The sequence below is a fragment of the Pseudovibrio sp. Ad5 genome (assembly GCF_001623095.1).
Classification (GTDB): domain Bacteria; phylum Pseudomonadota; class Alphaproteobacteria; order Rhizobiales; family Stappiaceae; genus Pseudovibrio.
On record NZ_LMCH01000059.1, the window covers coordinates 173,718 to 198,601 of the forward strand.

The following is a 24,884-nucleotide window of genomic DNA, read 5'->3' on the forward strand; positions in this document are numbered from 1 at the left end:
ATAAACTACAGATGGATTTTCCATGACATTTCCTCTTCAGCGCGCAGGCGCTGAGCGGTGGACGCCCGTGCGTTTGCTGCTGCTTTCCTGCATCCTGCTGCTGGCACTCACGTTGCCTGCGGCAGCCCATGGCATCGCGACCGGTGACAAGGGCTATATTCAAGAGATCTCCGGGATCAACATCATCCCCTTCATGTATCTGGGGGCCAAGCACATGGTCACGGGGTACGACCACATCCTGTTCCTGCTTGGGATCGTGTTCTTCCTCTACAAGACCAAAGACATCGGCGTTTATGTGAGCCTGTTCGCGATCGGCCACTCCACCACGATGCTGCTTGGAGTCTACTTCAACATTGGCATCAACGCCTACATCATTGACGCCATCATTGGCTTCTCAGTGGTCTATAAAGCGCTTGATAATATGGGCGCCTTCCGGGTCTGGTTTAAGTATCAGCCCAACACCCGCCTCACCACACTGGTCTTCGGGTTCTTTCATGGCTTTGGCCTGTCCACCAAGATCCTCGAATACGAGATCTCACCGGATGGTCTGGTGCCAAACCTCATCGCCTTCAATGTGGGCGTCGAGCTGGGTCAGTTACTGGCCTTGAGCGGCATTCTCATTGTCATGGGCTATTGGCGGCGCACGCAGACCTTCTGGCGTTACGCCTATTCCCTGAACACCACCATGATGACAGCAGGCTTTGCGTTGGTAGGATACCAGCTCACGGGCCTCATTCTATCTTTTTAATGTGAGGCACCATGCATAATACAACTCCACCAAAGCGCACTGAGCTGCCATCTTCCGCGCAGCTGAAACGCTCCACCATTATCGCAGCGTTGTCTGCTCTGGCTCTTCTCATCATAGTTATCCTGCCCTCTGAATACGGGGTAGATGCCACCGGCATGGGCCGCGTTCTGGGCCTGACAGAGATGGGTGAGATCAAATCCCAGCTGGCAGAGGAAAGTGCAGCCGATGCAGCGGCTACTGCGGCTTCTGCACCGACAGCCTTCACTCAGCCAGCGGCAACCACTTCACCGGAACTGACCAACCGCGTTGACGAGATTGAACGCAAGCTGGCTGAGGTGATGCTGAAACAGCAGTTGCGCGAGCGTGTGACTGCCACCTCCCGCCGAGTTGACACAAAGACTGTTGCACCAGCGAAAACTGTTGCTGCAGTACCCGCGGCTCAACCTGTTGCCCCGACACCTGCCATCAAAAGCGATCAGACCACCATTCAACTTGATCCCGGTCAGGGTGTTGAGGTGAAGCTGGTGATGAAGGCCGACAAGAGTGCAGCGTTTCGCTGGACAGCAAACGGAGGCACATTGAACTTCGACACACACGGTGACGGGGGTGGTCGCTCCATCTCCTATGTGAAAGGACGCGGCGTGCCGCAGGATGAAGGACAGATCACGGCAGCATTTGATGGCAACCATGGTTGGTTCTGGCGTAACAGAACTAACAGCCCTGTTACTTTATCACTGCAAACACGCGGAGAATACGAGTCGTTTAAACGAGTAAAGTAAGCGACTCATCAAGTTGACCTAATCGTCAATTCGGGTGGTTTTTCTGTAGTGTCCCGGCAAAATGCCTGCAAAACCGAAAAATCACCCGGGTTTTCCCCTTAAGCGCACAATATTCGGCGACAATCTGTCATGGGGTTCAATACCTATTACTCGAGGTAATACTGATATATGTCTCGCCAAAGCGCTTTGGTACAAATAATATTGCAACTAACCCGCACGTTCCCCTCAGTTAGTTTGTGATTTGTCATTTGAGGGAATTTTAAATCGTTATAACGTGGTCAAACCACGCTTTCGTGCGATTGCATCAACTACGTATTCCTACTTATTTCATTCCAACGCGTTTCGATGCACTTTCCCTTCAAATCTTTTTGCACCCGGTGAAAAGTTTTTCACCTGCAAGGTTTGCCGCCACCCTCGGCAAGCCTAATTCGGGGCCTTACTGCCAGCTATACCCCCTTTTAGCTGGTGCGTAACAACCGAACCACATGAGTAAAAGCGAAGTCCGTTCCCTGCTGTTATAGACAGCATTCCCTCCTCCCGGGCTTCGCTTTTTACTCACTCAACATGCGATCGGGAGACCTTTAAGGTGACGAAGCTGCGTCCAGGCGTCATTTTTGGCGAAGAATACAAAACCCTCATTCAGGCAGCACGCGAAGGGCAGTACGCTCTTCCAGCAGTAAACGTAGTTGGCTCCAACTCAATCAACGCAGTGCTCGAAGCTGCAGCAGCCAACAAATCCGACGTAATCGTACAGCTCTCAAACGGCGGCGCACAGTTCTATGCTGGAGCAGCCATGCCGGATAGCTTCCAGGCCCGTGTTCTTGGCGCAGTTTCCGCAGCCCAACACGTGCACCTGCTGGCAAAACACTATGGTGTATGCGTTGTGCTCCACACAGACCACGCAAACCGTAAGCTGGTGCCTTGGCTGGAAGCTCTTATCTCGCACGGTGAAGACTACTTCCGTGCAAATGGTCGTCCACTCTTCACGTCTCACATGCTGGACCTTTCTGAGGAAACTCTGGAAGACAACCTGTCTGAAAGTGAGCGCTTGCTGAAGCGCATGGCTCCACTGCAGATGAGCCTTGAGATTGAACTCGGCTGCACCGGTGGTGAAGAAGACGGCGTTGGTTCCGACGACGACATCGGATCTGACAATCCGAAACTGTACACCCAGCCAGAAGACGTACTGGAAGCGTACAACCGCCTCGACCCACTGGGCCACTTCTCTGTGGCAGCATCCTTCGGCAACGTGCACGGCGTGTACAAGCCAGGCAACGTGAAGCTGCGCCCTGAGATTCTTCGTGAAAGCCAGAAACTGGTTCGCGAAACCCACGGTCTGGGTGAAAACCCACTGCCACTCGTGTTCCACGGTGGTTCCGGCTCTGAAAAAGCAAAAATCGCAGAAAGCCTGGGCTACGGCGTGTTCAAAATGAACATCGACACCGACACCCAGTTCGCATTCTCCGAACAGGCGGGCGCTTATGTGTTCGAAACGCCAAATGCGTTCAAACACCAGATCGACCCAGAGACCGGTGTCCCTTATAAGAAGGTCTACGATCCGCGCAAGTTGCTGCGTGAAGGTGAAAAAGGAATCGTCACTCGTTTGACAGAAGCCTTTGAAGACCTTCGCAGCACTGGTAAATCCCTGGCGCAGTAAGAATGACCTCACAGGCCACACGTTGGGGGTGTGGCCTGGACTTTAATGGAGTACAGGATGAAAGCGCTATTTATTGGCCAGTCCTATATTGACGTGACCTTTTTGTCAGAGACCATGCCGGAAGGTGATGAGAAGGCAATTGCTCAGGATTACGCCGTCAGCTTTGGTGGCAACGCTGTCACCGCGGCTTTCGTCTGCGCAAAGCTGGGCATCTCACCTGACCTGCTGTGCTCCATGGCAGATGACTGGTTGTCTCGCATGTTCCGCGACATGGCGGCCAAGTATTCCATTCCGATCCACGGTGCTAAAGTGAAGGAAAGCTCTCTCTCCTTCATCATGCCAAAGGATGGCAAGCGTGCCATCGTGCGTTGCCGTGACAACGACTTCCTGCATCCGGTTCCTGAACTCAACCTCGCTGGTTGTCAGGCGCTGCATGTAGACGGTCACATCCCACACGCTGCTCTGCATTACGCAAAGCTGTGCCGCAAGCATGGCATCCTGACGTCTCTGGATGGCGGTGCCGTTCGTGAGAACACCGAGGAGCTACTCGACTACATTGATGTCGCGATCGTTTCTGAGCTGTTCTGTGAGCAGCTGGAAAAATCCCCGGAAGACACACTGGAATACCTGCGTGCCAAAGGCGTGAAGGTCGGTGGTGTCACTCAGGGCGAAAAAGGCCTGCTGTGGTACGAAGACAAGTGCCCGATCAAGCGTTTACCAGCTCTGAAAGTGCCAAAAGAACGCGTCATCGACACCAACGGTGCGGGTGATACCTTCCACGGCGCCTATGTTTACGGCTACCTGGCAGACCCTCAGGGAACCTGGGAAGACCATTTCAAACTGGCTCGTGCGGCTTCCGCACACGCCATTCAGTTCCTCGGCAACGAGGCCTCTCTGCCAACCGTCCTCGATCTGGACAACGTGCAGAAAAACTTTCCTGCGAGCGACTAATCTAAGCGGCTTTGCCATGGGTGAAGCCATTTAGAGCCAAATAAAAACAATAAGAACGAACAATAACAATAATAGGCCCCACACGGGCACATGTTCATGTGGCGCTCGCACACTCAAAAAGCCCCGTCTCTTTATGAGGCGGGGTTTTTATTTTGTCTTTTTCATATGTAGCGCCAAAGATCCGGACCAGCTTCCCTTAGTTATTGTCAACTATACCCCCTTGATTCAGGCGGATTAGAAAAGGTGGAAAACCCCAGTCTGCAGATATTTTTTGCAGGATCACACCAGTGAAAACCAAGATATCTCTGGCTTCTCATTCCCGACTTTTAATAACGTTGAATATTACGGGCTCAGTTTCACTAATATTCTTCACGAATTCCAGAGAATATAAGTAAGCACATGATGAAGCCCATTGATCGCAGGCTTCTTTCACACAAACACAAATTGCATACAAACAACTGCTCGCCTGACGCGACAGAACAATTTCTGCATGCCAATTACACAGTTTCCGGCAGCAGTATTTAGCTCAGTTTCTATTGTTTAAAACAGGGTTTATACTATGACTCATCTCAAATATTCATGTGCTCTGGTCGCCTTGCTGGCGAGTGCAGGCATGGCACACGCAGGCACAATTACTATCACCACAGATGGCAGCAATGTGGTGACTCATTACACAGGCTCGTCAGACAACGCTGACACAGCCCTTGTTGAGACATCGCAAACCGGTATTGCCGACAGCGCAGACGTTGATCGCATTTTCGCAAATGAAATCAAAGGCAACGCCGCAGATATTGCCAGTAACAGCCAAACTATTTCCGACTTTGAGACCCTGTTTGGAACAGTGCAGACAACAGCACCAGCGGCAATATCTGATGGCGTTAAAGATCCGCTGAAGAACAACACAGGCACGCCTTTGGAAGAAGTCCGCGATATTGAAGCTGCGCTCAAAGATGGCGCAACAGCCAAAACCGAGTGGAAAGCTTACCTGGACCACGTTGAGGCAAAAGCAGCTGCTGGCGAAGAGATCACCATGGATGCTCCGACAGATCCAGTGGCGGGTGACTTCACAAGCGGCGCGCTGCCTGCGAACATGGCGGCAGATCTGGGTACGCTTGATACTGCAGTAGACAACTACGCGGCGGAGCAATTACCACACGAGAACTACAGCACCTTCACCACGGCCAATGGCGCCAATGCATCTGGCCGTGCAACAGCTCAGGCACTGGAAAGCGGCGAAGGTCTGGCGAATGGCATTCTGGCATCCTTCAACGCGGTAGATGCTAAAATTGGCGACATCAGCACATTGCCAAGCGACCTTCAGGCACCAACCCCGGCGGATACCACCGTTGTCTCGGCTGTGACCAAGCTCAACGAGAAGGTCGGCTCTCTGGCTGATCTGAACTCCACCTTTACCGGCACAGCCCGTAACAGTGTTGTGGCAGCAGTCAACAGCAATGCTGAGCGTATTACTGCCAACAGCGCAGCTATTTCTGACAACAGCTCCCGCATCGTTTCATTGGAAGAGGACGTTGATGAGCTGCAGTCCGGTGTTGCCATGGCAATCGCGATTGCCAATGCGCCGATCATTCAGGGCGGTTACAACGGCCTCTCCCTCTCTGGTGGTTTCGGGCACTTCAAAGGCAAGTCTGCTGGTTCTATGAAAGCCGCCTTCATGCCAATGGACAACATGGCGATCACCGCCTCCGTCGCGACCGACTTTGACGACAACGTCGCCGCCGGCGCAGGTCTCGGTTTCTCATTCTAAGTTTTCAAGGAGAGGCACATGAGCCGACTTCTTTCATTTTTCTTCGTAGCCTTCGCCATGGTTTTCCATGGCGGGGGTGTTCTCGCACCCACTTCTGCTCAGGCAAAAGAGGAGTGGTCCGTTCAATGCAGCAAGCAACAATGTCAGATGTACGCCGAGATACGGCTGCAAAACGGCACCTTGTTTAACAACATCGCGTTTCGCAAACTCAATGCCACCACATACGCGGGCATCCTTAAGCTGCCCCTCGGTATTCACATCCCAAGCGGCATCAACATCGGCATTGATGAAGCGGCGATCATTCAGGCCAAGCTGATCACCTGCAATCCTGATGGGTGCGAAGCTGCCTTTACAGCAAATCAAACGGTGGTGGATTTTCTGAAGCGGGGAGACAAAATGTCGATCCTCGTCCGCAAGGCAGGAGATCGGAAGCAGCTGGCTCTCAATTACTCCCTGATCGGCTTCACCCGTAACTGGAACGCATTCCACAAGCGCATGGAAATGCTGACACCGTAGCCAGAAGGCCAAATAGATTTCTTAGGAGGAGTAAGTTATTGATATGCCTTGCACCTGTGGGAGGACCTAGGCAGCCGTGACATACTCATCCAACACCGACAATTCCATATCCATTCGCGATGAAACCGAGTTTCAGCGGTTTATCGGATATGAGCTGGAGCTTTTCCCAAAGGAAGGCACGGCAATCTGTGCGTTGGATATTGATGCCCGGTTTGCCAATCGCAGTGGAGTGGTACATGGGGCGATTGTGACCATGTTGCTGGACAATGCCTGCGGTGGATTTTGCAACGCAACGGTGGATCCCACCGGGAAGCAACCGTTTGTGACGCTGTCACTGACAGTCAACTTCATCGCACCTGCCATCTGCAAGCGGTTGGTTGCGAAGGGCAAAGTCGTTGGTGGCGGCAAATCAACACTCTTTGCCGAGGCGGAGTTGTTTGACGAGAATGATCAGCTGATTGCAACGGCCACCGGCCCTTTCAAACGCGCACCACAGCGCGAGATGCGGCTTGATCAGTCTTGAGTCTCGCGGGGCTTTGGTCCGACGCCATCAAAGAAGGTCGTCATGAGCAATGCCGTGACTTCTCCGATATCCGCCTTTTCTTTCACGATCATATCCCAGGCAGAAAACAACAGCACGTCATAGGTATTCATCACCCACCGCGTCGGCAGCTCCTTGCGAATGTCGCCATCTTCTTTCGCTTGCTCAACCGAGGTGATTGTCTCTTGCTCCATAAGGGCATAGCGTGGATCTTTGCTCAGAACGCGTTCCCCATCCAGCCAAAAAGAGGAGAGGAAACGTAGCCGGTCTGCAAGCGGAAGCATCAGCTCAACAGCCCGCATCATCGCTTGCTTCCCGCGAAGACCTTCTTTCTCCATAGGCGTCAGCGCGTGAATAATATCCTCAAAGCTGACCTTCAGGACCTCCTCAATCAACGCTTCCCGAGACGCAAAATGTCGATACAGCGTGGCGCGACCAATCCCGGCAATCTCAGCGATCTCCGTTAGTGAAGCCATTGGATTTACTGGTAATTCTGCCAAGCCAGCTTCAATCAGGGCCCTGCGGGACTTAACAGCCCTTTTATCACGCAATAACATTTCATCCTCATTTTATGAGACGCACTTGTCTCACATATAATTATTATGATACACAACCTTCTCATAAATCAAGATCAGAGATGATCTAGAGGCGTTCACTCAGCGATAATCGGGCATTCCGTAGGCCTAAACCAAACTCTGAAACCTGCCTCAATTAAACATATTGCTCAGGAGCACTGAATGTCCAAACGGATTGTGTGGTTGTCAGCGGCATTGGTGCTACTGGGAACTGTCGGTACCTATGTTCTTTCGCTTGAAGACACAAGTGATGTCGACATCGGAGAAAAGGACGTTGTTCTGCCTGTGGTCAGCTATGTGACTGCGCAGGCAGCCGATAACACCGGACATATTTCTGTTTTTGCCGAAGTGCGCCCGCGTTGGACTGCGGATCTAAAGGCGCAGGTCTCTGGCAAGCTGTTGTCCGTGGCTCCTCAGGCCCTTGAAGGTAAGAAAGTCTCCAAGAATGAGGTGATGGCGCAGCTGGAAAAGCACACTTACGAAGCCCAGCTGGAAGATGCCAAATACCAGCAGTCGACTGCAGAATTCAATCTGAAGAAAAAGCAGAACAAGCATGTGCTTGCGCTGAAAAACTGGCGCGCAGTGAACCCGAAGGAAGCCCCACCGGAAATGGCCGTCCATATTCCGGAACTGCGCGTTGCAGAAAAAGCATTGGAAGCTGCTGTCCAGAAGGTAAAAGTCGCGCAGTATGATGTGAACACGACCACCATCAAGGCCCCCTTCAGCGGGTTTGTGACAAAACGCCATGTGAGCATCGGCCAAAGCATCTCTGTAGGCGATACCTTGTTCACCCTGTTGGACGCTGAGCAGTTGGACATCACCGTCTCTCTGGACCAAGCCCAATGGAACCTGCTGGAAAAGGCGTGGCAGGAATTTCCGGCGAAGATCTATAATGCTGACAAGGAACTGGTCGGGCTTGCCAGAATCCAGCGCGGTGGTGGCTTCCTTGACCCTAAATCGCGACGTTATCAGCTCTTCCTCGAGATCGTGAAATCACCAGAAACCACTGTTTTGCCGGGCGAGTTCGTGAAAGTTGAACTGCAGAGTAAAACAGTCAACGACAGCCTGAAATTGCCTGCGACTGTGCTCACTCAGGAAGGGTTCATCTGGTTCTTAAACAACAAGGACGAGCTGCAGCGCTTTGAAGCTTCTGTCGTGTTCCGCAATGACACAGACATCATCGTGAAGATGCCGAATGAGCTGCAAGAGATGGATGAGAAGCGCGTTGTTCAGCTGCCGATGGCCGCGTTCTTACCGGGCCAGCACGTCGCCCCAACTCCAGCGGGGCACTAACACATGGCGTGGCTCACAAACTGGTTTATTCGAAACCCGGTCGCGGCGAACCTCATCATGGCGTTCATCTTGATTGTCGGGGTGTCCTCTCTCATGAACATCCGTATTGAGGGCTTTCCCAAGCTGCCTGCGGATACCGTGACAATCACGACCGAACTGCCCAACGGCTACACGGAGCAGGTTGATAAGCAAATCACCCGCAAGGTGGAAAAGGCGCTGGAAGGCCTGAGCGGCGTCAAAAACATCAGCTCAATTTCACAACCGGGTTCGTCTGTTGTCTCCGTTCAAAAGACAAGCGACACCAAACTATCCACCTTGCTGGATGACATTCGCTTGAAAATTGATGGCATTTACAATCTGCCGAAGAAAGCGGAACGGCCTGTCATTGAAAAACAGAGCATGGATATGCCAGCCATGTTTGTGCAGGTCTACGGAGATGCGGATTTCAAAACCCTACAGCGCATCGCTCGTCAACTGCGCAACAAGCTGCTGGCCAGCCCAGAAGTTTCTCGCCTCAAACAATGGGGTTTGCAGACCGAACAGATCAAGATCGGTTTAGAGCCATATACGCTGGAACGTCTGAACCTGACCCCTGAGCAGGTCATGAACCGTATCCGCGAGTCTTCTCTTTACTATCAGGGCGGAACGCTGAAGACCGAAGGCGGCTATATCTCTTTGCGCGCAGATACTCAGGCCTATTATAAAGCCGATTTTGAGCGCATTCCGATCATTGAGTGGGAAGACGGCACCACAACCACTCTTGGCGATATTGCCAAGGTGGAAGACGCCTTTGCTGACATTGATATGGAAGCACGCTTCAACGGCAAAGAGTCCGTTGGATTGGAAGTGCTGATTGGTCGCAAAGACAACCTTATTCATGTCTCAGAGGATGTGCAGGCCATCATAGCTGACTTCCGCACAACTCTGCCGACTGGTGTACAGGTGGGGATTTGGGGCAACTCCAGTGATTACATCGAGGATCGCCTGAGCCTGCTCAGCTCCAACGCGTTTCAGGGTCTGGCTCTGGTGGTGTTGATTCTGTCGCTGTTCCTCAACATCAAGCTGGCCTTCTGGGTCGCGATGGGCATTCCAATCTCTCTGGCTGGTGCGTTTGCTGTGGCGACAACTGGTTGGGTCGATTATTCACTCAACGACATCACAACCTTCGGCCTCATCATCGCACTTGGTATTCTCGTTGATGATGCCGTGGTGGTTGGTGAAAGCGTCTTTGAGCAGCGCAAACGCTATGCGGACCCGCGCAAAGGTACGGCGGCAGGCGTACATAAAGTGGCCGTTGCGACGATATTTGGCGTGCTGACAACCACGGCGGCATTCTTCCCGATGCTGCTGATGAACAGTGAGCTGGGTAAGATCCTCGGCAGCTTCTCAGGCATTGTTATTCTGGCTCTGTTGTTCTCCCTTTTCGAGAGCAAGTTCATTCTGCCCGCTCACCTCGCTTACATCTCTTTGGAGGAGAAGAAGCAGAACATCTTCTCGCGAGGCTGGGGTAAGGTGCAGGGTGTGGCTCGTGGCAGCTTGTTCTGGTTCCGCGACACCATCTATTTCCCGGTGCTTAGATGGGCCATCCGGCAACGTTATGCGGTTCTGGTTGGCTTCATTTCTGTGGCAGTGCTCGTGTTCGGCCTGATGTGGAAGGGCAAAATCCATTCTGTCTTCTTTCCGGAGATTCCCGGTCAGTACATTGTGGTGAACATGGAGATGGATCCACGCGCACCGTTCGATCTGACACAGAACAACATCTCCACGATTGAAAACATCGCAAATGCTGTTGACCGGCAATATGCCGAGCAGCAGCCGGACGTGGGCGGTGTGTTCCAAAACATCTTCCGCATCGTATCCGACAGCACAAATGCCACCATTTATGCTGAGCTGCGCCCGTTGGACGAGCGCGGGGATGCAAAGACAAGTGACATTTTGCGCGACTGGCAGGACCGCACCGGTACTTTGGAAGGTGTTTCCAAACTCACCTTCTCGGGCTTTGAAGAGATCGGTGGTGGGTTCAAGATCCGTTTGTTCGGTGAAAACTCTGAGCAGTTGCAGCTGGCAAGTGAAGAGCTCATGACAGAGCTTGGCAAGCGAGCTGGCGTCAGCAACCTGCGCGACACGTTCAAAGCCGGCCAGCCAGAACTTCGCCTGACACTGAAACCGGAAGCACGTCATCTCGGTTTCACACCAGAGCGGCTGGCAAGTCAGGTGGCGCACCAGTTTGGTGGCGGGGAAGCACAGCGCATCCAACGTGGCGATTCAGAGGTTCGCGTGATTGTTCGCAACACGCTGGATGCACGTGATGCCATTGAGGACCTGTTGCAGTCCCGTCTGCGCGGGGCCAACGACAACTGGGTCACGCTGCAATCAGTTGCCAACATCGAAGCGCGTTATGTGCCCGGATACGTGCACCGCAGAAACGGCGATCAGGTCGCCACAATCGAAGCTGACATCAATAAACAGATCGTTGCTCCTGCTGAGCTGGGTCAGGATATCTTCACCTCCGTTGTGCCCCAACTACAACAGAAGTATCCCGGTGTTAAAATCAAGCAGGGTGGCGAGCTGGAGGAAATGGGTGAAGTTAAGGGCAATATGAACCGCGCCCTTCTCATCACCTGTTTCCTCATCTTTGTTCTATTGGCGATCCCGCTGAAGTCCTACTTCAAGCCGTTGATCATCATGTCCGTGGTTCCGTTTGGAGTGGTCGGTGCAATCCTCGGCCATGCCATCATGGGCATCCCGTTCAGCATGATGTCGATCTTCGGCTTGCTGGCTTTGATCGGCGTGATCGTCAATGACTCTCTCGTCATGGTCACGCACTACCTTCACCTGCGTGAGGACGGTGTAGACCATATTGAAGCAACGGAGCGTAGCGGCGTGGATCGCTTCCAGGCGATCTTCCTGACAACAGCAACAACGGTCGCCGGCTTGATGCCGCTCATGAGCGAAACTTCCGAGCAGGCCATGTACCTGATACCAGCAGCCGTCTCTCTGGCATACGGGGAGATTTTCGGGACACTTATTACTTTAATCCTGATTCCAGTACTGGTCGCAATTGCGGAAGATATTCGCGTCTTTCTCTTCGGCAAACGCGATAAGGCATTGGAATATGCGCAAATGGAGCGAAAAGAGGCCCTGGAAGCGGAGGAAAAACACGCGATTTCAGAAAAATCCCCAGAGAATGACAAAGATACAAAACCTGAGGGTTTTCCTCTAGAAAAGGCCTAAACGGACCTTACGACACGGCCTCCCCTTGCGGAGGCCGTTTGCTGTTGAGGACTGCCCTAACGAAATCTGCTAGTTAACCCACTGTGAATCCGCAGAATTCCAGCATTAAATATATATAAGAAATCACTTAAGTATTGAATTTCGTAATATTAGAATATTCTAATATAAATTATATATTAGAAATGCAGCATGCACTTATATATTGCGGAATATCAAAGAGAAAAAATCTACTAATCCGGAATTGATTGCACTCAATTTGTGCTTTTTACATTTACTCTAGGTTCCTGCGCGTACGAGCGGGCACGTATAACGTTACGGTGTCTGCTCCAATCAAATAGCTGCAAGAGGCGGCTGTTAGTACGGAGTACGCACATGGCTGGCTTAAGCCAAAATACCCAGACCACCACTCCAGCAGTGAGCAAAGGCCGCGAGAGAGTAGCATTCCTGTTTCTGGCAGTTGTTCTTGCGCCAGTTCTGATGACTGCAGCTGTTGGCGGATACGGCTTCCTTATCTGGATGTCGCAGATCCTGTTTGGCCCACCGTCCTTCTAAGAGGTAGTCGTGGCCAAATTATCCCGCAGAGCATTCTTTACCCGCTTAAGCGCTACCCCAGAGGTGGTGTCTCCGGTTCGTCCGCCTTGGACAACGGAACAGCGGATTGAAGACAAATGCATCGGCTGCTTTGAATGCGTCAAAGCCTGCCCGGAAGCTATTTTGTTCAGCGCGGATAATCGGCCTTACCTCAAAACCGGCGTTGGAGAATGCACGTTCTGCGAAGAGTGCGCAAAAGCGTGCCCAGAGGAAGGTCTGTTTGATCTGACTGTGGCACCCTGGAGGCTCACAGCAGAAATTCAGCAAGGGGCATGTCTGCTTGGAAAGGGCGTTTCCTGCCAGACCTGTACCGACAGCTGCGATCCAAGAGCCCTCCGGTTCGATATGCGTGTCGCACCTACAGGAAAGATTCAACTGGATGCAGACCAATGCAATGGCTGCGGAGCTTGTCTCATTTCCTGCCCCGTAGATGCGATCGTCATGAACGACCAGAGCCGAGAAAGTTTAGCAAATGCGTAATGCAACAACCGTAGAGCGCGAAGAAGAAGCCGGTGTCTGGCACATTTCAAGTGTGCTGCTCCAGGCCGATCCTGCCAAGCGAGAGCAGATATGCGCTGCGATTGAACAGATACATTCTGCTGAAATTACAGAAGTATCTGACTCTACAAAGATAATTGTGACGCTGGAAACACCGAGCGAACGCGACCTCGCGAACGCATTGAGTGACATGCAGCAGTTAGATGGCGTGGTTACTGCTTCGCTCATCTTCCACCAAACCGACACCACCGACCTCAATTCAATTGTGATTTCTGATCAGGGTGACATGCAACCCGAGGGGACTTGCTCATGATTAAACTAACAAGACGCGCTGTCATTAAGGCGCAGGCTGTTGCAGCGGCAACTGCCGCAGCCGGGGCAAGCCTTCCGGCGCAAGCAGCAAACATTGTAACGGATGCAAGCAAAACAGACCTGAAATGGTCCAAAGCTGCTTGCCGCTTCTGCGGTACCGGTTGTTCCATCATGGTTGCGACCAAGAATGACCGCGTTGTTGCAACACATGGTGATGCTCAGAGCCCGGTTAATCGCGGCCTGAACTGTGTGAAAGGTTACTTCCTTTCCAAGATCATGTACGGCAAAGACCGTCTTGAGCAGCCACTGCTGCGTAAAACCGATGGCAAGTACGACAAAGAAGGCGAGTTCGAGCCAGTATCCTGGGACGAAGCTTTCGACATCATGGCTGTTAAAGCAAAAGAAGCCATGAAGAAGAACGGCCCTTACGCGGTTGGCATGTTCGGCTCAGGCCAGTGGACGGTTTGGGAAGGCTATGCAGCTTCTAAGCTTTGGAAAGCTGGCTTCCGCTCCAACACCATTGACCCGAACGCACGTCACTGCATGGCTTCTGCTGTAGGCGCATTCATGCGTACCTTCGGTATCGATGAGCCAATGGGTTGTTATGACGATTTTGAGAACGCAGACGCATTCGTGCTCTGGGGTTCCAACATGGCTGAGATGCATCCGGTTCTGTGGACCCGTCTGACTGACCGCCGTCTGTCTAACCCGGATGTTAAAGTTGCTGTTCTTTCTACATACCAGCACCGCAGCTTTGACCTTGCTGACATCCCAATGGTCTTCACTCCACAGACCGATCTTGTGATTGCGAACTTTATCGCAAACTACATCATCGAGAACGAAGCCGTAGACATGGACTTCGTTAGCAAGCACACCAACTTCCGCCTTGGCAATCAGGACATCGGTTACGGCCTGCGCCCTGAGCATCCACTGCAGCAAGCAGCTAAAAACGCTGACAAAGCTGGTGGTTCTAAGGAAATCAGCTTCGAAGAGTATGCAGAATTCGTTAAGCCATACACTCTCGAATACGCTGAGAAGATGTCTGGTGTTCCTGCAAACCGTCTGCTGGAGCTGGCAAAGCTTTACGCCGATCCAGACAAAAAGGTTATGTCCCTTTGGACCATGGGTGCGAACCAGCATACCCGCGGCGTTTGGGTCAACCAGATGTTCTACAACATCCACCTTCTCACCGGCAAAATCTCCAAGCCAGGCTGTGGTCCGTTCTCACTAACCGGTCAGCCATCCGCTTGTGGTACAGCACGTGAAGTTGGTACCTTCTCACACCGTCTGCCAGCAGACATGGTGGTGAAAAACCCAGCTCATCGTAAGTACGCTGAGAAAATCTGGAAGCTCCCAGACGGTACTATTCCGGCAAAGCCAGGTTATCACGCAGTTCAGCAGTCCCGTATGCTCAAAGACGGCAAGCTGAACTTCTACTGGACCCAGGTCACCAACAACATGCAGGCTGGTCCTAACGTTGTTGAAGAGATCTACCCAGGCTGGAGAAATCCAGAGAACTTCGTGGTTGTTTCCGATCCGTACCCAACAGTATCCGCAATGGCTGCTGACCTCATTCTGCCAACCGCAATGTGGGTAGAAAAAGAAGGCGCTTACGGCAATGCTGAACGCCGTACTCAGTTCTGGCACCAGCTGGTTTCTGCTCCGGGCGAGGCAAAGTCTGACCTTTGGCAGACCGTTGAGTTCTCCAAGCGCTTCAAAGTTGAAGACGTATGGCCTGAAGAACTGATTGCAAAACAACCAGAAGTACGCGGCAAAACTCTGTTTGACATCCTGTTTGCAAACGGCAACGTCGACAAGTTCCCGCTTTCTGAAACCAGCGATGAATATAAGAACGACGAAGCAAACGACTTCGGCTTCTACATTCAAAAAGGTCTGTTCGAAGAATACGCTGCCTTTGGCCGTGACCATGGGCACGATCTGGCACCGTTCGAGCGTTACCACGAAGAACGCGGCCTGCGCTGGCCTGTTGTGAATGGCAAAGAAACCCAGTGGCGCTTCCGCGAAGGGTCTGACCCATACGTTGGCGAAGGCAAGGGCTACGAGTTTTACGGTCATAAAGACGGTAAGGCACGCATCTTCGCGCTTCCTTACGAGCCGCCAGCAGAAAGCCCGGATGAAGAGTATGATTTCTGGCTCTGTACAGGCCGTGTGATTGAGCACTGGCACACTGGCACTATGACCCAGCGCGTTCCTGAGCTGTACAAAGCTGTTCCAGATGCTCTGTGCTACATGCATCCTGATGATGCAAAAGCGAAGGGTCTGCGTCGTGGTTCTGAAGTGCGCGTTGTTTCCCGTCGCGGTGAAATCACAACACGCATCGAGACCCGTGGCCGTAACAAGCCGCCAAAAGGCCTCGTGTTCGTACCGTTCTTTGATGCAAGCCAGCTCATCAACAAGGTGACACTGGATGCAACAGATCCTCTTTCAAAACAGACCGACTATAAGAAGTGCGCGGTCAAGATCGTAGCCGTGTGAGGTACGCCATGAAACTTCTGAAACTCCTTGTAGCCAGCTTTATCGCTGTGTCTGTCTTTGGTGGAGCAAGCTCATTTGCTGCTGACACCATCTCCGAAATGCGCAACGCGGACATCCTGACTCAGGATGCCGCACCGCGGATCCCGAAAGTGGTGAACTCTGACGAACGTCAGGTGCGTAACTACCCTGAGCAGCCACCATTGATCCCTCACAAGATCGACGGCTACCAGATCGACAAGCGCCTGAACAAATGTATGACTTGTCACAGCCGTACGGCAATTGAAAAGTCTCAGGCACCAATGATCTCCATCACGCACTTTATGAACCGTGATAATCAGTTCCTGGCGTCTGTTTCCCCTCGCCGTTTCTTCTGCACCCAGTGTCATGTGCCTCAGACTGAAGCCAAGCCACTGGTTGAGAACACCTTCGTTGACGTTGATGACGTGCTCGAAGGTAAGGCCGGCAAGTAGGAGCACACCGTATGTTTTCAGCTATCAAACGGTTCTGGCAGGTTATCCGCAAACCTAGTGTCCATTACAGCCTCGGCTTTTTGACACTTGGCGGGTTCGTCGCTGGCATCATCTTCTGGGGTGGTTTCAACACCGCCCTGGAAGTCACCAACACAGAAGAATTCTGTATTGGGTGTCACGAAATGGAAAACACTGTCTATCAGGAACTCAAGACCACCATTCACTATACCAACCGGTCTGGTGTGCGTGCGACTTGCCCTGATTGTCACGTACCTCACAACTGGACCTCCAAGGTTGCCCGTAAGATTCAGGCATCCAAGGAAGTTTATGGCAAGATCTTCGGCACAATCAGCACACCGGAGAAATTCGAGGACAAGCGTCTTGAGCTGGCAAGCCACGAATGGGCTCGCTTTAAAGCCAACGACTCTCTTGAATGCCGTAACTGTCACAGTGAAGAATCCATGGACTTTACACGCCAGAGCCTGAGAGCTTCTGAGCAGCATGAGAAATTCCTCGTGACTGGTGAGAAGACCTGTATCGACTGCCACAAAGGCATCGCACACAAGCTACCTGATCTGAGCCTGCTGAAAGAGGGTCATTAAGAGTGAAGCTTGCTTGATTGGTTACGGTCAAATCTCGCAAATTCACTCAAGCAAAGACTTTAGAACTCAATGCGTGTTTGCAAGTGCGCGCGGCGAGTTCTAAGACCCATCACATGCTCAGACAAAAGAACCCCGCGGTTTGAAACCACGGGGTTTTTTCTTGTCCACATTTATTCCATAATTTTATCAATTAAAATTATATGAAATATACTCATGAGGAAAATTTCTGAAAAATGCCTCAGAGTCACCTCAATTCCCGCAATTTTGCGAGAGTTTACAAATATTAACCATTGCAAGTCTTGCCTGAAATTTTTTGAATATTTTCACCCTAGGGTTACTCCTAATTTCCTTAGGGAAGGTCTCCAGCCTTATACCAGTGCTTTTTAACACTCCGATAAAAACTGGGGGCCATATGCTCCTTAAAAATCGAGCGTATTAGAACACACCCCATCTGCAACCCATTGTTTTTGCGGAACTAATAAACTCGTCCTCAATTCAGGTGTACGTGCATGACGTTGCAGCTGAAAACTTTAGACCGGGCAAAGCACATACAAGCTTCGCCCCTCTGAAAGGACATAAAAAGATGAACGCTTTGAAGCTTTCTGCTGCAATCGTGGCCCTCGTTGCCGGCATGAGCACCGCTCAAGCTGCAAAAATCGATGTTTCTGATGGCACTGTGACAACGAATGACAAAACAATTACCGTAGATGCAGGAACAGATGCTGAAAGAACTGAGTTCCATCCTGGTCAATCTGGTAGAGCAACAGATATCACTGCAACCATAAGTGATATTGATGAATCAGATTTAAGCGGTACGCTCGCAACAAAGATCAATAATAAGGCAGATCAGAGCGCACTGAATGCTCAAGCAAAACGCATCACCAGTAACGATAGCGACATTTCACGTATCAAATCTGATATTGGTCACACCAATCGTCGCATATCTAACAACACTAGTCGGATCTACGCCAACGCTAGAGACATCGTAGGTAACAAGAGAAACATCCAAACTAATCGTGCCTTCATTGGTTCAAACGCACGCGGTATCCAATCTAATCGCGCATTCATCGGTTCGAACGCACGCAATATTCACATTAATCGGGCGTTCATCAGTTCAAACTCCCATCGTATCGATACCAACAAGCAGAATATTGCGACCAATACCGCCAATATCTCCACAAACGCCGCAAACATCTCTTCCAACACCTCCAGCATCGTCTCACTGGAACAGGATGTTGACGAGCTGCGCAGCGGTGTGGCGATGGCGGTGGCGATTGCCAATGCGCCGGTCCTTCAGGGTGGCAAAAACGGTATCTCCGTTTCCGGTGGTTTTGGACACTTCAAAGGCAAAGCTGCATCTGCTCTGAAAGTGGCGTTCCTGCCAACCGAGAACATGGCTGTTACAGCTTCTGTAGCCACAGACTTCAGCAACAACGTCACTGCTGGTGCTGGCCTGGGCTTCTCCTTCTAACAAGGATGTAGATCATGAAACCAATCTGGATCCTGCTGACAGCGGCAATGCTCTTTTTCTTTCAGGGTGTAAATGCGTACAGCACCACTGAGCCTTCCAATGAAGAGGATTGGTCAGTCAAATGCAGCAGTGACCTGTGTCAGGTCTACGCTGAAATCCGGCTTGAGAACGGTGCGCTGGTAAATTCCATCATGTTTCGCAAACTCGAAGCAGATGTGTATGCAGCTATTATCAAGCTGCCGCTCGGGATCCACATCCCCAGCGGTATCCAGATTGGCATTGATGATGATGCCTTGTTCGACGCCAAGCTGATCACCTGTCAGCCAGACGGGTGCGAGGCGGCGTTTAACGCCAACAAGACCATCGTCAACTTCCTCAAACGCGGCAAGGCCATGTCCATTGTAGTCACCAAGACCAATGACCGCAAAAAGCTGGCGCTGAACTACTCTCTGATCGGCTTCACCCGCAACTGGGAAGAGTTCACCAAACGCATGGCAGTCTTGCTGCCAGATGAGACAACCGGCTGATTTGCCCTGCCAAGACCCATGGTTGAAGCTTTAAGCTTTGGGGTCTATATTGAGGAAGATAGGAACGGGAGGCTCTCGCCCCCCATTCCCGTCGCTAGATGACTTTAATAAGAGCTCGGAAGAAGATGGTCAGTCGATTCCGGGCTCTTGTCATGCGCAGCTTAAACTTAAGCTTAATCGCAAGGTTCATCCAACATACCACCTCCTTACCAGGCCTTGCTACGATCGGAGTGCCTAACTCTCTCCGATTGCGCGGACTGACACGCGCTGCTGCTTTGCAAGGAAGTGGCAGATAGCAGCCTAACAAGCCCGCAAACACTGCGCGTCCCCGGATCATCTCCCGCACAAAACACCTAGCTTCATCTTTGGGTATCAGGTCTCGCAATCTCATGAGGCTTCCCGATAACTCGCGTGAAAAGCAGCCATCGCTTAACGCTTTGTTTTGTCTGTCAGACCATGAAGTTTGCCCCTGCTGTACAGCGTAAACTAGGATTACACAGAGCTATAACGCGCAGCAGCAGGAGGGTGACGTCGTTGACCGACCGAGTGAAGAAATCAGAGCACCTCTCAAACATCGCCGCCTTTTATTCCGGCAAGCTTGCGGACACGAAGGGCAGAAACACCTTCCAGCAAGCACTGGCTCCTGATTATGATGCGCAAGAGATACCCGAGCACTTGCTCGGGTCCAGTTTCGGCTGTGGTAATCCGCTGGCTTTCTCGCAGTTCAAAGAAGGGGAGACGGTGCTCGATCTTGGCTCCGGCGCGGGACTGGATCTTATCCTTGCCGCCGAGAAGACAGGTCCATCGGGTAAAGTCATCGGCATTGATGTCAGTGAGGATATGATTGCGCTGGCTAAACGCAATTGCGAGCAGCATGGCCTCCATAACATTGAACTCCATCAAGGTGTTATTGAGCATCTGCCATTCCCGGTTCAGTCCATGGACTGGGTCATCTCAAACTGCGTTATCAACCTGTCCACCGACAAAGCTGCTGTGTTTTCTGAGATCAACCGCGTGCTCAAGCCGGGCGGCAAACTTGTGATCTCAGACATGCTGGCGGAGGACTTACCGGACTGGCTGCATATGCATCAGGATCTTCTGTCCGCCTGTATCTCTGGCGCGGTCTCAGAAGCAGCTTATTTGGAGTACGCAGGAAACAGCGGTCTCACTGCGCTGACCGTTCTGGACCGTATGACCTATGAGGATGCCGTCCTGAAACAGCTCATCAAAGACGAGCTACCCGTTGCATTGGATGAACTGGCCAAACAACTTGGGCTTTCAACAGATGTAATGCTGGACAAGGCTGTCACCGAACTCTCAGGTAAAGTGAAGGCCATCAAGCTCTATGGCGAAAAGCCAGCGTTAGGCTGAGGTGAGAGTCTTAAGCCCTTCTTCGACCCAGCAAAACATAATAGCCAACACCCAGCCCCATGAGGGCCAAAGCAATCAACGCAGCCACAAGATCATACGCAAAGCACGAAGTAAGTGCCAAAAGCGAAAGAGCGAGCGTTACATACGCCGTTTTTTGCCCACCCGGCGCACGATAAGGCCGGTGCAACTCGGCATAATCTCGTTTTAGCAAGATATAACTCACGCTTTGCAGCGCATAGGAGAGCGTCGCACCGATCACTGCAATGTTGATCATTAACTCTCCTTTACCCGTCAGCGAGCAGAGGAAGCCGATCACACCCGGTATTATCAGCGCCCAGTGTGGCACCTTTCGTGAGCTGATCGCGGACATGAACCGGGGCAAATATCCTTCTCTCGACATGGCAAAGACCAGGCGGCTGTATCCAAAAATGATAGAGAAGAACGAAGCAATCAGTCCTGTAAGCCCGATCAGATTGACTATGGCGGCCAGAACGGAATCTTCGCCGAACACATGATCAAGCGCATCTACCAGTGGCGCGCCGTAATCTCCCACTTCCACAGCGGTCGCAGCACCGGGAATAAACACAACAATAAGCAGCCCATTGGCCAGTAGAAACAACATGGCCCCAATGATACCGCGCGGCAGATCAACCGCTGGGTTCTTGGCCTCCTCCGCTGCAAGAGGTACGCCTTCCACCGCTAGAAACAGCCACATGGCAAACGGAAGGGCTGCCCAGACTGAAACTTCATCGAATGCCAGCAGGTTTTGCTGATCAGAGCTGAAATGAACAGAGGCCGCCAGATTGGCAAAGCTGAAATGCGGCACCAGCGCCACCAACGTCACCACAATCGCCAGCACAGCAAAAGCCGTCACAACCAACATAAAACGCAGGGCCTCACCAGCTCCAAGCAGGTGCACACCGATGAAGACCACGTAAAACACTGCATAAACCAAGGGGCCATTGATACCCCAAAGCGCTTCAAGATACTGTCCAATGAAGATCACAATCGCGGCTGGCGCGATGGAATACTCCAGCAAAACCGCAAGCGCCGTTGCAAAGCCGCCTGTATCTCCCATCACCTTCCGCGAGATCCGATAGCCCCCTGCGGCACTCGGCAAGGCGGCAGACATCTCTGCAAGGCACAGAACAAGGCAGAAATACATCAGCCCCATCAATACCACTGCGATGACCATGCCGAACCAGTTCGTCACCGCAAATCCATAGTTCCACCCGGCAAAACTGCCCGAAATCACATAGGAAACCCCGAGTGTCGCCAGCAAAAACCAGCCTGCGGCTCCCTTTTGAAGCTGTGATTTCTCTTCGTGTTTCATTGCAATTGATGCCCATGAACGGATCGAAAGCCTGGAGTAAGCCACCAGCTTACTACTCCTGCCCCAACGCCCAACACCCGCTATTTCTCTCGGACTGCCCCTAAGCAACAGTTGGCGTAATGTTGACCCTCTCGTCTTTTCTGCATTAATTCCCATCAGCGGGAGTGTATTGAAACGAGCAGCCTGATCATTGGCGAGGATATTCAGGCTCAGCTAGGTTTTTGGGATGACCTTTGCATTGGGAGGGCCGAAGCTCACTTAATCCTAGCGATTGTCAAATGGGTTTTGACTTGAAATGTCAGTTGACCCTCGCGATTAGCATGAGGCTGCAAAAGGGCTTTAAGTTCATTGTGAAAGTCTTGGCGGCGGACGCCCAGCTTTGCCAGCGCGAAAGTATCACGCGAATGCTGGCACAAGATAAAGTCCTCAACGGTTTGCCGGAAAGGCTGCGAAACATACTCTTTGGTTTCAAGGAGATTGATATAGTCCAAATGTTTGGCTTGGGTCGCCCGCCATTTGTTAGAATTTACCTCTTCACCTGTGATTTGAGACACCCATTTTGCCAAAAATTGTTGCCACTCATCATGCCACGGCGGCTGAAACGCTGCATCGCCCTGAATGATTGCAAGAATATGATTTTCACTTAAGTGGTTTGCAAGTTTAGGGAACAGCCTGCTTGGTTCCATCCAATGGATGCTTGATGCAAAAGTGACTGTGTCAAACTTACCCGTCAAAGGCGCCCTTTCGGCTGTCGCCTCCACCCATTCAAGGTTGTCTGTCCCACCGTTTTCCAAGGACCGGCCTAATTTGATCATGTTAGCGGAGGGGTCGACGGCACAAACCTGATCAAAGACTTTCGTCATTGGTCTGGCAATTTTGCCCTCGCCGCAGCCCAGATCCAATAAGCGGTGTGTTGCGGAAGACCGATCAATGATGCACTCGTAAATTTGCTGAGCGTAAGGAGGGCGGCGCGGGTAAAAACCGGCAACTTCAGGTGCTTTGAATGTGGCCCCGGCAATGTCGGACAATGGAATTTCTCCGAAAAAAGGCGCACCATCCCTAGCCTCGTTACCAAGAGAGAGCTGGTATGCTTTAAGTGTATGATTATACTCAATTGCCCTGCGCCGCTTGAGTGGTTCGACTTGAACGTTAGTGCATAGTTGGCTTTTGGTCCACAGGCACGCTGCTCCTGCGAATGCCTGTGAGCTGATGAATGGCGGCAAGTAGGAGAGCTGGATCATCTCGTTGCTAACTACACCCCCGAACATAAAAACCCCGTGGAGGGGATCCACGGGGTCTCTTGGGTCTGCCTGATAAGGGGGGTGAATCAGGCAGGCGCCTGAGCGGTTTGGCGGGTACAGACGGAGGCGAGCTCCTCTTGGGCCTGATATTGGGAGAGGAACACTTTGCCCGTCAGCTCATCAAGAAAGTGCGAGCGTTGCAGGCGGTCCATTACCGGGCCTTTCACCTCTGAAAGGTGCAGCGTGATGCCTGCGTCTTGTAACCGGTGATTGATGGCTTCCAGAGACTCCAAAGCACTCAGATCCACCTCATTCACCGCAGAACATTGCAGCACCACATGCTTGAGGCACTCATCATCCACCGCACGGTCGTAGATGTAATCTTCCAGAAAACGCGCGTTGGCGAAGTAGAGGCTTTCATCAATGCGGATAGTCAGCAGCTCTGGCGTTGTCAGCACTTCATGCCGGTTGATATTGCGGAAGTGCTCGGTCCCCGGCACCAGCCCAACCTCTGCAATGTGAGGCCGGGAGGTTTTGTAGAGGTAAAGCCCAATGGAGAGGATCACGCCTGCAGAAACACCTGTCTCAACACCAAAGCCGAGGGTCAGCAAAATGGTGGCAGCCACGGCTGAGAAATCAGACTTGGAGTAGCTCCAGCTGTGCTTAAGAATGCTGAAATCCACCAGAGACAACACAGCCACAATGATGGTTGCAGCCAATGTGGCCTTGGGCAGGAAGAAGATGAGCGGTGTGAGGGAAACAGCAGCAATCGCCAGACCAACCGCCGTATAAGCACCAGCAGCAGGCGTTTCAGCACCCGCATCAAAGTTGACCACGGAACGGGCAAACCCACCCGTTACAGGATAACCACCTGTGAAGGCTGCTCCAAGATTGGCAGCACCCAGACCAATCAGCTCCTGATCAGGATCGATACGCTGACGCTTTTTGGCTGCCAGCGTTTGCGCCACGGAAACGGACTCCACAAAACCAATAATGGAGATCAGCAGCGCAGGTATAAACAGTGCGCCGATCAGCTCACTGGAGAAGCTTGGCATGCTGAGCGGCGGCAGGCTTTGCGGCACAGCACCGACAATCTTTACTCCGGCTTGATCTAAACTGAAGATCCACGCCACAGCTGTCGTCACCACCACGGCAGCGACCGGTCCAGCCTTGGTCAAAACATCTGCAAGGCGTGGCTTCAGGCCCATGTTCAGCAGCATCGGTTTCATGCCCTTGCGCACCCAGAATAGGAACAAAGTGGCCGAAACACCAATCAGGATCGTCGCCAGATTGGCTTCGCCCAGATGATCCCAGATGGAAAAGACAATCTCCACCAGCGTATGCCCTTTCGCATCCACGCCCAGAATGTGTTTGAGCTGGCTGCTGGCGATCAAAACACCTGAGGCCGTGATGAAACCGGCAATTACAGGGTGGGAGAGGAAGTTGGCAAGGAAGCCGAGTTTGAACACGCCCATCAGCAGCAAAATACCGCCGGACAGCATGGCAAGGGTCAGTGCAGCAATGGCATAACCTGCTGTGCCACTGTCTGCGATCTGGCCAATCGCGGCTGCCGTCATAAGCGAAACAACAGCGACAGGGCCCACGGCCAGCGCACGGCTGGTGCCGAAGATGGCGTACAAAATAATCGGTAGAATTGACGCATAAAGCCCAGCTTCCGGCGGCAGGCCAGCGAGCAAAGCATAAGCAAGAGACTGCGGGATCAGCATGATCGTCACAATCACTGCTGCAATCATGTCATTAGAAAAACTGTCTTTATTATAGTTTCTGCCCCAAGTTAAAACGGGCAAATATCGCCGAAAGGCCGAGGAGAACATGGGTCTGCCTTCAAAGTGCATAGATTAATCCGGGGAAGCAGCTCCCCCGGATACATGATATTAATTCAGCAAAGGCCG

General features: G+C 52.0%; 22 protein-coding genes. 18 read left to right on the plus strand and 4 right to left on the minus strand.

All coding sequences use genetic code 11. The annotated features are described in order from the left end of the window. Positions 1–22: 22 nt before the first annotated feature. The 7 genes from PsAD5_RS17140 to PsAD5_RS17170 all read left to right on the plus strand — a co-directional run bounded on the left by PsAD5_RS17140 (position 23) and on the right by PsAD5_RS17170 (position 6,939). Positions 23–748: a HupE/UreJ family protein gene (locus PsAD5_RS17140; RefSeq protein ID WP_063292961.1), complete on the plus strand. Its 726-nt coding sequence runs from the start codon at positions 23–25 to the stop codon at positions 746–748. 11 nt (positions 749–759) lie between these two features. After that, a complete protein-coding gene (locus PsAD5_RS17145) occupies positions 760–1,527 on the plus strand; it encodes a hypothetical protein (protein WP_063292962.1) in 768 nt (255 codons plus the stop codon). A 586-nt stretch (positions 1,528–2,113) separates the two neighbouring features. After that, positions 2,114–3,184: a class II fructose-bisphosphate aldolase gene (fbaA, locus tag PsAD5_RS17150; RefSeq protein WP_063287890.1), complete on the plus strand. Its 1,071-nt coding sequence runs from the start codon at positions 2,114–2,116 to the stop codon at positions 3,182–3,184. A gap of 57 nt (positions 3,185–3,241) precedes the next feature. Continuing rightward, a complete protein-coding gene (locus PsAD5_RS17155; RefSeq protein WP_063292963.1) occupies positions 3,242–4,135 on the plus strand; it encodes a sugar kinase in 894 nt (297 codons plus the stop codon). A gap of 559 nt (positions 4,136–4,694) precedes the next feature. Further along, entirely contained in the window at positions 4,695–5,900 is a 1,206-nt protein-coding gene (locus tag PsAD5_RS17160) for a YadA C-terminal domain-containing protein (RefSeq protein ID WP_063292964.1), read from the plus strand. Between the two features lie 18 nt (positions 5,901–5,918). Continuing rightward, positions 5,919–6,416, plus strand: a complete 498-nt coding sequence (locus tag PsAD5_RS17165) for an invasion associated locus B family protein (RefSeq protein WP_208981765.1) — start codon at positions 5,919–5,921, stop codon at positions 6,414–6,416. 76 nt (positions 6,417–6,492) lie between these two features. Continuing rightward, the gene (locus PsAD5_RS17170) at positions 6,493–6,939 is read left to right on the plus strand and encodes a PaaI family thioesterase (protein ID WP_063292965.1); all 447 of its coding nucleotides are present in this window, start codon (positions 6,493–6,495) and stop codon (positions 6,937–6,939) included. Here the strand turns inward: PsAD5_RS17170 and PsAD5_RS17175 are convergent. Next, positions 6,930–7,514 carry a TetR/AcrR family transcriptional regulator gene (locus PsAD5_RS17175; protein WP_063292966.1) on the minus strand — a complete coding sequence of 195 codons (585 nt, stop codon included), beginning with the start codon at positions 7,512–7,514 and terminating at the stop codon, positions 6,930–6,932. The two genes, PsAD5_RS17170 and PsAD5_RS17175, sit on opposite strands and share 10 nt — an antisense overlap. A gap of 180 nt (positions 7,515–7,694) precedes the next feature. On the opposite strand from PsAD5_RS17175, the gene PsAD5_RS17180 reads away from it, so the two are divergent. The 11 genes from PsAD5_RS17180 (at position 7,695) to PsAD5_RS17235 (ending at position 20,397) form a co-directional block, all read left to right on the plus strand. Beyond that, the gene (locus PsAD5_RS17180; protein ID WP_063292967.1) at positions 7,695–8,825 is read left to right on the plus strand and encodes an efflux RND transporter periplasmic adaptor subunit; all 1,131 of its coding nucleotides are present in this window, start codon (positions 7,695–7,697) and stop codon (positions 8,823–8,825) included. 3 nt (positions 8,826–8,828) lie between these two features. Continuing rightward, positions 8,829–12,059: an efflux RND transporter permease subunit gene (locus PsAD5_RS17185; protein WP_063292968.1), complete on the plus strand. Its 3,231-nt coding sequence runs from the start codon at positions 8,829–8,831 to the stop codon at positions 12,057–12,059. A 372-nt stretch (positions 12,060–12,431) separates the two neighbouring features. Continuing rightward, positions 12,432–12,611: a periplasmic nitrate reductase, NapE protein gene (gene napE / locus PsAD5_RS17190; RefSeq protein ID WP_057462105.1), complete on the plus strand. Its 180-nt coding sequence runs from the start codon at positions 12,432–12,434 to the stop codon at positions 12,609–12,611. 9 nt (positions 12,612–12,620) lie between these two features. After that, a complete protein-coding gene (locus PsAD5_RS17195; protein ID WP_057462106.1) occupies positions 12,621–13,130 on the plus strand; it encodes a ferredoxin-type protein NapF in 510 nt (169 codons plus the stop codon). After that, positions 13,123–13,461 carry a chaperone NapD gene (locus PsAD5_RS17200; RefSeq protein ID WP_057462107.1) on the plus strand — a complete coding sequence of 113 codons (339 nt, stop codon included), beginning with the start codon at positions 13,123–13,125 and terminating at the stop codon, positions 13,459–13,461. The genes PsAD5_RS17195 and PsAD5_RS17200 overlap by 8 nt, the downstream gene beginning before the upstream one ends. Then, a complete protein-coding gene (gene napA / locus PsAD5_RS17205) occupies positions 13,458–15,956 on the plus strand; it encodes a nitrate reductase catalytic subunit NapA (protein ID WP_057462108.1) in 2,499 nt (832 codons plus the stop codon). The genes PsAD5_RS17200 and napA overlap by 4 nt, the downstream gene beginning before the upstream one ends. 8 nt (positions 15,957–15,964) lie before the next feature. After that, positions 15,965–16,426, plus strand: coding sequence for a nitrate reductase cytochrome c-type subunit (locus PsAD5_RS17210; RefSeq protein ID WP_063292969.1), 462 nt, complete (start codon positions 15,965–15,967; stop codon positions 16,424–16,426). 11 nt (positions 16,427–16,437) lie between these two features. After that, complete coding sequence (locus tag PsAD5_RS17215; RefSeq protein ID WP_063292970.1) at positions 16,438–17,028, plus strand: cytochrome c3 family protein; 591 nt, start codon at positions 16,438–16,440, stop codon at positions 17,026–17,028. A gap of 583 nt (positions 17,029–17,611) precedes the next feature. Beyond that, positions 17,612–18,499, plus strand: coding sequence for a YadA C-terminal domain-containing protein (locus tag PsAD5_RS17220; protein ID WP_063287989.1), 888 nt, complete (start codon positions 17,612–17,614; stop codon positions 18,497–18,499). A 14-nt stretch (positions 18,500–18,513) separates the two neighbouring features. Further along, positions 18,514–19,026, plus strand: a complete 513-nt coding sequence (locus PsAD5_RS17225) for an invasion associated locus B family protein (protein WP_082596641.1) — start codon at positions 18,514–18,516, stop codon at positions 19,024–19,026. A 534-nt stretch (positions 19,027–19,560) separates the two neighbouring features. After that, entirely contained in the window at positions 19,561–20,397 is an 837-nt protein-coding gene (locus PsAD5_RS17235; protein ID WP_063292972.1) for a methyltransferase domain-containing protein, read from the plus strand. 10 nt (positions 20,398–20,407) lie between these two features. Here PsAD5_RS17235 and eat read toward each other — a convergent pair whose 3' ends face one another. The 3 genes from eat to PsAD5_RS17250 form a co-directional block, all read right to left on the minus strand. Then, positions 20,408–21,775 (minus strand): ethanolamine permease, encoded by a 1,368-nt coding sequence (eat, locus tag PsAD5_RS17240; RefSeq protein WP_208988672.1) that lies wholly within the window; start codon positions 21,773–21,775, stop codon positions 20,408–20,410. A 209-nt stretch (positions 21,776–21,984) separates the two neighbouring features. Further along, entirely contained in the window at positions 21,985–22,758 is a 774-nt protein-coding gene (locus PsAD5_RS17245; protein WP_193778160.1) for a class I SAM-dependent methyltransferase, read from the minus strand. A gap of 299 nt (positions 22,759–23,057) precedes the next feature. Continuing rightward, on the minus strand, positions 23,058–24,806 hold the full coding sequence (locus PsAD5_RS17250; RefSeq protein ID WP_063292974.1) for a SulP family inorganic anion transporter: 1,749 nt from the start codon (positions 24,804–24,806) through the stop codon (positions 23,058–23,060). Between the last annotated feature and the right edge of the window lie 78 nt (positions 24,807–24,884).